Below are 592 nucleotides of genomic sequence, written 5' to 3'. Positions count from 1 at the left end.
CCCATTCAGAAATCTCCGGATCAATGGATATTTGCTCCTCCCCGAAGCTTTTCGCAGCTTATCACGTCTTTCATCGGCTCTTAGTGCCAAGGCATCCACCCTGCGCTCTTTTCAGCATAACCAACTTTGACTTGAGACCGGGATGATCTCTCGTCTCACATACCTAGCGTGATATGTGTTGGTCGATAGTGCAGATCCTTTGATCTGCCGTTGTTCTCAATAATGTGTTCACATTACCTCGGATGTCTTGATATTTCTATTTGTGTTCTTATATGCGGTTTTCAAGGTACATTTTCATATCTTACGGACCGTTTCCGATCCGAGTGGAGAATACGAGATTCGAACTCGTGACCTCCTGCTTGCAAGGCAGGCGCTCTCCCAACTGAGCTAATCCCCCGTATATAGTTTTTGTTTAAGTTGTGATGGGCTTAAGTGGGCCTTACCTCCTCAGCCTCATCTTTCATTCTTAAATTGTGATGGGCTTAAGTGGACTCGAACCACCGACCTCACGCTTATCAGGCGTGCGCTCTAACCGGCTGAGCTATAAGCCCACACTTTATATGAAAACGGCTTCCGCCGGTTTCTTCTTTTT

The 592-nt window shown here is 46.5% G+C and carries 2 tRNA genes and 1 rRNA gene; all 3 read right to left on the bottom strand.

Annotated features, from left to right (window positions below):
* Positions 1–122: ribosomal RNA gene (locus B5E64_RS17760) — 23S ribosomal RNA — on the bottom strand; the annotation flags it as partial.
* A 202-nt stretch (positions 123–324) separates the two neighbouring features.
* Positions 325–397, bottom strand: a tRNA-Ala gene (locus B5E64_RS17755).
* Positions 398–477: 80 nt separating this feature from the next.
* Positions 478–551, bottom strand: a tRNA-Ile gene (locus B5E64_RS17750).
* Positions 552–592 lie beyond the last annotated feature (41 nt).

The sequence above is a fragment of the Drancourtella sp. An12 genome, assembly GCF_002160935.1.
GTDB classification, from domain to species: domain Bacteria; phylum Bacillota; class Clostridia; order Lachnospirales; family Lachnospiraceae; genus Sellimonas; species Sellimonas catena.
Note: the sequence above shows the minus strand (reverse complement) of the source record. Positions and strands in the feature narration are given on the sequence as shown.